The sequence below is a fragment of the Methanomassiliicoccales archaeon genome (genome assembly GCA_038740345.1).
Taxonomy (GTDB): Archaea; Thermoplasmatota; Thermoplasmata; order Methanomassiliicoccales; family UBA472; genus JAJRAN01.
On record JAVYMA010000041.1, the window covers coordinates 1 to 7,043 of the forward strand.

At 52.4% G+C, this 7,043-nt stretch carries 7 protein-coding genes; 3 read left to right on the forward strand and 4 right to left on the reverse strand.

What is annotated here, in order from left to right; translation table 11 throughout:
• Positions 1-25: 25 nt before the first annotated feature.
• Together QW520_08775 and ade are read right to left on the reverse strand one after the other, a co-directional pair.
• Positions 26-688, reverse strand: a complete 663-nt coding sequence (locus QW520_08775; GenBank protein ID MEM0449897.1) for a phosphoribosyltransferase — start codon at positions 686-688, stop codon at positions 26-28.
• A gap of 78 nt (positions 689-766) precedes the next feature.
• Positions 767-2,353, reverse strand: coding sequence for an adenine deaminase (gene ade / locus QW520_08780; GenBank protein MEM0449898.1), 1,587 nt, complete (start codon positions 2,351-2,353; stop codon positions 767-769).
• A 59-nt stretch (positions 2,354-2,412) separates the two neighbouring features.
• Between ade and QW520_08785 the strand changes: the two genes are divergently transcribed.
• Positions 2,413-2,655, forward strand: a complete 243-nt coding sequence (locus QW520_08785; GenBank protein ID MEM0449899.1) for an RNA repair domain-containing protein — start codon at positions 2,413-2,415, stop codon at positions 2,653-2,655.
• A gap of 9 nt (positions 2,656-2,664) precedes the next feature.
• Here the strand turns inward: QW520_08785 and QW520_08790 are convergent, their stop codons facing one another.
• Complete coding sequence (locus tag QW520_08790) at positions 2,665-3,303, reverse strand: hypothetical protein (protein ID MEM0449900.1); 639 nt, start codon at positions 3,301-3,303, stop codon at positions 2,665-2,667.
• A gap of 178 nt (positions 3,304-3,481) precedes the next feature.
• Between QW520_08790 and QW520_08795 the strand changes: the two genes are divergently transcribed.
• The gene (locus QW520_08795) at positions 3,482-4,303 is read left to right on the forward strand and encodes a C15orf41 family protein (GenBank protein ID MEM0449901.1); all 822 of its coding nucleotides are present in this window, start codon (positions 3,482-3,484) and stop codon (positions 4,301-4,303) included.
• Position 4,304: 1 nt separating this feature from the next.
• Positions 4,305-5,309 carry a CRISPR-associated protein Cas4 gene (cas4, locus tag QW520_08800; GenBank protein ID MEM0449902.1) on the forward strand — a complete coding sequence of 335 codons (1,005 nt, stop codon included), beginning with the start codon at positions 4,305-4,307 and terminating at the stop codon, positions 5,307-5,309.
• Here cas4 and glmS read toward each other — a convergent pair.
• Positions 5,310-7,043: glutamine--fructose-6-phosphate transaminase (isomerizing) (gene glmS / locus QW520_08805; protein ID MEM0449903.1), on the reverse strand; the 1,734-nt coding region annotated here is incomplete at its 5' end. It lies immediately after the preceding gene.

The following is a 7,043-nucleotide window of genomic DNA, read 5'->3' on the forward strand; positions in this document are numbered from 1 at the left end:
TCTCTCTTCGCCCTTTTCCAATAATTCACTTTACTCTGACCCATGTGCGGCCGGTGCGCTTCACCTTACCTGCCGCTTCCAGATCCTTTAATGTACCTCGGACCAGATCCTCTCCCACTTCTATTTGGAACTGCTCCTTGAAGCGCTCTCTTATCTCATCCTCCGTTCTTCCCTCGGCCAATGTCTTGGGAAGAAGTGTGCGGAGGTCCTCATGCAAGTTCCAAGGGAAGATGAACCACGTCCATTCCTTCTCTGCCACTTTGACTGAATAATAATCAGGTTCGATCTTGGAATGAGTTATATGCAGAAGACAAGCGGTGCGTATTTCTTTAGGCGACAGTTTGCTCACATGGGCAATGGCAAGTTTCAGGCTCTCTCCGGTATCCGTGATATCGTCCACGATGAGGACGTCCTCTCCTTCAACATTAGCGTTGAGCTCCTGCGTGAGAAGGGCCTTGCCATTCTGATTGGCCGTGATACCCCAATGCTCGGTCTTCACGGCATACAGCTTCTTCACCTGAAGATGATCGCAGAGGAGTCGCGCTGGGATCCATCCCCCTCTAGTCAGGCCTACGATTACTGAAGGGTGGCAGCGGCAGTCTTGTATCTGCCGCGCCACATCCAAAGTCCAACGTGATATCTCATCCCATGTGACTATCTTGCAACGGAAACTATCCTCCTCAACCATTTTAGGACCCCGAGGGGGCGGAAGCGGTGTGCTGCCGCAAAAGGGTTTCGTTCTCACTTCCCCTACAGGAACTTGAGCTCAACCTTTAGACCATATAGGTGACATGATAGCTCGTCGAAACTCGGGATCCTGGAAGGACAGAGTCATGAAAGGAGAGGGTAGTTTGCAGCCCATGGCCTGGACGAAGGAGCGCAATTCCTCATCCAGTGATGCCACCTCTGCGCAGGGGCGATCAGTCATAAGGCCAGCGAGGGGAAGGGGAAGACTACGCTCTTCTCTTCCATTCCAGGCATAGAGCCCTCCTCCCATATCTATCACCGCATTCAAAGCTTTAGCTAAGGATTGGCGGTCAACCCCTACGCCGATGATATTGTGCGCATCATGCGCCACCGAGGCAGCAATGGCCCCATATCTCAGGCCAAAGCCTGTGATCAGGCTAAGTGTGGGGGGACGCTGTCTCCTACGATCCAACACAGCGAGCAGAAGAATATCTCTCTCCAGATCGGCGATGACCTCTCCCTCCTTCATCAGCATACGCATTCGCTTCCAACCTCCCACGATCTGGCCGGGAAGCGCCTCCTGGACCAGCATCTCCTTGCCTTCCTCTAAACCGGGCAAAATGAGCGCTTCGGCACTTACCTTTCGTGCGAAAATGGAATGGGGTAAGCGCCTAGCCTCAGACCGGACCAAGCAGGTGCCGTTCTGCGCCACCAATCTACCACCTATCCAGGTTTGCAAAGGCTCGAAGCTTTTCAGGTCCCTAACCACGGTGATGTCCGCTAGTGACCCTTCGGCCAATTCCCCCAGGGGTAAACGGTAATGCTCTGCTGGCATCAAGGTGACAGCCCTTATCGCCCGCACCGGGTCCATCCCTTCCTCCACGGCGCGCCGGAGCAGTCTATCCACATGACCCAGCAATAGATCTGCAGCATCTAGGTCATCAGATACCAGCATGCAATCGTGGCGCTGAGCGAAAGGTATCAGGTTGGCCAAATCCTTAGCAGCGCTCCCTTCCCTTACCATTATCCTCATCCCCAGGCGGTGCTTCTCTTCCGCCTCCTGCGCTGATGTGCACTCATGATCGCTATCAGGACCGGCGGCCACATAGGCCAGTAAGGGTGCGCCTCTCAATCCTGGGGCATGCCCATCGATGCGCTTCCCCATATCCTTGGCAGCATCCAATTTGGCTATGAGCGATGGCTCATCCTGAAGTACAGCACGGACATCCATGACCTCCCCTAACCCAACGCACCTCTCCCAAGAGAGGATTTGGCGAACATCTTCCGCGTCTAGCTTTGGTCCCTCCAGGCCGAGAGCAGGCACGCAGGAAGGTGCGGTGTAGTATATGCGGAGTGGAGTGCGTTCTGCCTCCTGGAACATATATTTGACGCCCTCCAGGCCCATCACATTTGCTATTTCGTGAGGGTCTGAAACCACCGCCGTGGTACCTCGAGAAATGGCCGCCTCGGAAAAGCGTGCGGGGCAGAGAAGAGATGATTCAATGTGTATGTGCGCATCTATCAGGCCCGGGAGCAGATAGACGTCCTTCTGGCCGCTCAAAGGAGTTATGCTAACGATCCTATCCTCTATAAGGGAGATCCGAGCAGGAAGGATATCGCCTCTCCTCACATCGACGAGATTCCCCTCTAACTCCGTCACTTTCATGAGAGATTCTTTTCTCCTCAGTCCCCAAAAATCTTTCTCCTACAGGGTGATGATCATCTGTGTTCCCTAGGGACGTGCTGAACCGTCTTAAATGGGGCCCGGCAGGAGGATTAGAACGGGCAAGAATAACATATCTGCACCGCGGCGCCCCCAACGATGAGGTCTCGATCATGGGTTGGCAGGTGAGGGAGCTGGGTCGCTCCTTCTTCAGCACCGCGGAAGCCAGGATTCCCTACCATCGTATAAAGCGCATAGAACTGGAGGGCGCTGTTCTATATCAATGGAAAAATAGGGAGGGATAAATGGTTTCCCTAGCGTGGCTCGTTACAATTGGGGCAGGTTCGCATGAAAGCAGGGTATTGCACACCGCATTTCTTGCACTTCACCATGTCCGCATGCTTAGCTGGTTCATGTGAAGGGGTAGGCTGCGGAGCTGGCGGTGCCTGCGGAGGGGGTGGGGGTGGAGCCTGCTGGGGAGGGGGAGCATAATATTGAGGCTGTGGGGATGGTGGCGGCGCCCCAGCTTGATAGGTACCAGGCGGATAGGGTTGGAACTTCGGCTGAAAGACATCCCTCAAGCGAATATAGGCAATGAGAAGAAGCAGACCAGGGATGAAGCCAAAGATAATACCTATGATGACCCAGATTAGTAGCTTATCCGATGCTTCCTTGAATCGCCCTTGATCCAGAGCGTCGAAGAATGTCGATTTCATCAAGAACAAAAGCAAAAAGTAGACCAGGCCAGACGCCAAGGTATAACCTGCCCAGAACCAGCTACGGGTGAAGAAGGATATGATGCCGCTGATGATGAGTAGCAGGCCGAAAAGCGCCAGCACCCATTGCGTCCACCAGGCGATCTCCCTAGCTTCCACGGCCGGGGCAGGCAGCCATGGCGGGCCCGCGCTCTTGGCCATGAAAGGCATGTTGAGATTATCAAGTTCCTGTTTCATCTCATCCCTTCCTTGGAGCGGATGGACCGCTCGAGGTTTGAATCACCGTTTTCCATATAAAACCTTGTCTATGGGCCAGATAGTAGGATGGATTATTATACAATAATTTTTTTTATTTTGCGCCTTGACGAAGCTTTTTTACCATTGTTTCTTTGGCCTAACCCTATAAATTTAAATAATGGCCAGAGTCTACAAAAGGCGAAAGTGTGAAGAGATGAAGTATAACGATTTCAAATACCTATATGATCAGCTTAAAACTCCTTCAGACATAAAGCGATTGGCCAGAGAGAGGTGCCTGGACGAGGAACTTCTCACTGTCATCTACACTCAGAGGACGGTGAGGGAAACGACTAAGAAGTTCTATCGCGTGCAAAGGATGGCCCCTCGTATACTCAAGGAATGGAAGGCAGGAACGAGCATGCTCTCCCTCTCCGAAAAATATGAGTTTCCTCCTGTGCTCATGGGCTTGATGCTGTTTCAGAGCAATGGCTGCTCCAAGAAACAGTTTTGGAAGATGGTGCGCGAGCCAAAGATGATAGAGGATGAGCGCATACGCAGGGAGATAGAGGAGATCACCAGGGAGGACTGCGTCTACTCCCCTTGGGGCACAGAGCTCCAATATAAACGAGGAGCCTGGGGGGAGAGCCAATTACATTCTTGGTTGGATTCACATAATCTAACTTATAAGACAGAGAAGGACTTAAGAGGAGAATACCCAAAGACACCAGATTGCCTTCTGGACGAGCCTATCAAAGTGAATGGCTGGGAAATAAATTGGATCGAGAGCAAGGCCTCATTTGGGGATAAGGTAGAGATAAACAAGAACGTAAAGAAGCAGCTTGAGCCTTATACCGAGCTCTTCGGTGACGGCCTGGTGGTTTACTGGTTTGGCTTTGTGGATGAGGTGGAGAACCCCAAGGGCATATTCATAACCGATGCCTCCCTTCTGCACATGGATTGTCAGGTTTTAAGCTCGGATTGTAAGAGACCTTTATTATAGGATGTCGTTAATCTTATATGACGTGGCATTGGAGCCGATATCCGCTAGCGACCTGGAGCGCTTCGGCTATTGCCCTTTAAGCTGGTGGCTCGCTTTAAGGTCGGATGTTACTTCGGAGGGTCTGCAGCAGGGGAAGAAATCACATGATGTGTTCACGGATGACATCAACCGGATCATCGCGGGTGAGAAGGAGTCAAGGGATTGGGACAAGCTTGTAATCATCTTCTCCCTCGTAGCCACGATATTGTCCATCCTGGGGGTCTCCCTGCTATCCTGGGGCGACGTGCAAAGGCTGAGCGCCATACTCGGGGGACTTTCCATTATTTGGGTTATGGCAGCTCTGTTCCTCCTTTTACGTTCGACCTCGGTTAAGGATAAAATGAGGCGGGAGAGGACAGAGAGGATAGTTTTAGGCTTCGCCATAGTCGCATTGGTCATTGCTCTTAACTCAGTATCGCTGCTGAATGTCAATCCCGAGCTGGCCTTCGTCTTGGAGCTGATCGCCTTAGTTTGGCTCATTGCCGCTTCTTTGGCCTTGTATGGCTCTGTGGTCTCCGCTCGAAGGGCTAGGAAACTAAGGATGAAGCATTCCATCCAAGGTAATATACGATATGTAGACAGCAGCGGCTCCAGACTTCTTCGCTCTGAGCGATATGGCCTGCAAGGAAGGCCTGATCTAATACTGGAGCAAAACGGGGAATACGTCCCCGTGGAAGTGAAGACTGGGCGTACCCCGAGAGGCCCTCTCTTCTCTCATATCCTACAAGTTGCCGCCTATTGCCTCCTTCTGGAAGAGGATGGTAAGCCCGTATCTCATGGGCTAATTCATTACGAAGAGGCGGAGCATGAGGTCGAGTTCAATCAGGACATGCGAGCCTTAGTCCTCTCCAAGCTCGAGGAGATGCGCTCCCTGATGTCGAGTGGAAATGTGCACCGAAACCACAATAGGCCAGGTAAATGTCGAACCTGCTCCAGGCGTGAGGTCTGCCCTGAAGCGCTCAGCTGATCATTCCACCGTTACGCTTTTGGCCAGATTCTTAGGTTTATCTATAGGGCATCCCCTTATCTTAGCAGTGTAGTATGCCAGGAGCTGAAGGACCACGGTGATGGTAAAGGGAGAGAGCAGGGGAGCTGTGAAGGGAACGTACACCACCTTGCTTACCACATTCGCAAGATCCTTGTCACCTTCAAAGCCGATGGCAAGCACTGGCGAATCGCGCGCCTGCACCTCCGCTACATTGGCCAGCATCTTATCGTAAGTATGGTCCCTGGGACAGGCAGCCACCACTGGGGTCCTAGCATCGAGGAGGGCTAGAGGTCCATGCTTGAGCTCCCCCGCAGCGTAGCCCTCTGCATGTATGTAGGATATTTCCTTCAGTTTAAGAGCTCCTTCCAGCATTATCGGGTAGTTGATATTCCGACCCAAGAAGAAGACGCTATTGGCATAGACCAGCATCTCCGCCGCTTCCTGCACCCTGTAAGCTTCGTCCAACACCTTCCGCACGAGTTGGGGCAGCTGCTGCATCTGTGCCTTCATGGCTCTTATCTCATCCAAGCTTATGGCTTTACGCAATTGAGCCAGTCTCATAGAAATCAAGTATAAGGCCACCAATTGAGTAATGAAGGTCTTGGTAGCGGCTACGCCAATCTCAGGACCAGCACGAGTGAAAAGCACCTCCTCCACTTCGCGTGTGAGACTGCTGCCCACCACATTGGTGACGGCGAGCGTTCGGCAACCTCTTCTTCGCGCTTCCCTTGCCGCCGCCAAGGTATCCGCTGTTTCGCCACTCTGGGATATGAGCACCACGAGGGGGCGCTCCGAGGCGTTTGCTCCGTAGCGGTATTCAGACGCCAACTCCACTGAGGTCGGCACCCTTGCCACCTTTTCAATCATGTACTTTCCCACCATGGCGGCATGATAGGAAGTGCCACAGGCAACGATCTTGACGCTAGTCACCTCTACGTTATTCAAGAGGCTCCCATTCTCAACAATATCCACGTTGGATAGGAGCGTGTTGCGTAACGCCTCAGGCTGTTCGAATATCTCCTTGAGCATGAAATGTTCATAGCCTCCTTTCTGAGCCTCTTCCGCGGACCAAGTGACCAATTCGAAATCCCTTTTCACGACTTTTCCCGCTTGGTCGTAGATGACCACCTCATCCGGAGAGACCTCCACCACTTCTCCATCCATCACATGGACAACTTTATTGGTATAGTCAAGTAAGGCGGTAACATCAGAGGCGAGGAAATTCTCTCCCACCCCCAATCCTATCACCAGGGGATTCTCCTTACGAGCAGCGACGATGTGATTTGCACCCTTCTCCACTAGGACCACAGCGTAGGTACCCTTCACTTGCTTGAGACTCTTGGTGAGGGCAAGGCGTAGATCTCCCTCATAGTTCTTCTCCACCAGATGTACCAATACTTCAGTATCTGTTTCTGACATGAACCGATGCCCTTCGGCCTGGAGCTGATGCTTGATCTCTGCATAATTCTCGATTATGCCATTGTGAGCGAGGGCAAATCGGCCGTTGCAATCAGTGAAAGGATGAGCATTTGGCTTCGAGGGACGACCGCAGGTGGCCCAGCGCGTGTGCCCAATCCCCACCCCTCCAAACATACGAGGCAAGGTGGATTCCATTATCGCTATCTCCCCTTTATCCTTATGAATCTGCAGAGAGTCGCCCACTATGGCCAGGCCAGCTGAATCATAACCTCGATACTCCAGCTTTTTCAAGGC

Coding starts and splice junctions, on each gene's coding strand:
- QW520_08775 (MEM0449897.1), bottom strand. CDS start 688: ATGGTTGAGGAGGATAGTTTCCGTTGCAAGATAGTCACATGGGATGAG.
- QW520_08795 (MEM0449901.1), top strand. CDS start 3,482: ATGGCCAGAGTCTACAAAAGGCGAAAGTGTGAAGAGATGAAGTATAAC.
- cas4 (MEM0449902.1), top strand. CDS start 4,305: ATGTCGTTAATCTTATATGACGTGGCATTGGAGCCGATATCCGCTAGC.
- ade (MEM0449898.1), bottom strand. CDS start 2,353: ATGAAAGTGACGGAGTTAGAGGGGAATCTCGTCGATGTGAGGAGAGGC.
- QW520_08790 (MEM0449900.1), bottom strand. CDS start 3,303: ATGAAACAGGAACTTGATAATCTCAACATGCCTTTCATGGCCAAGAGC.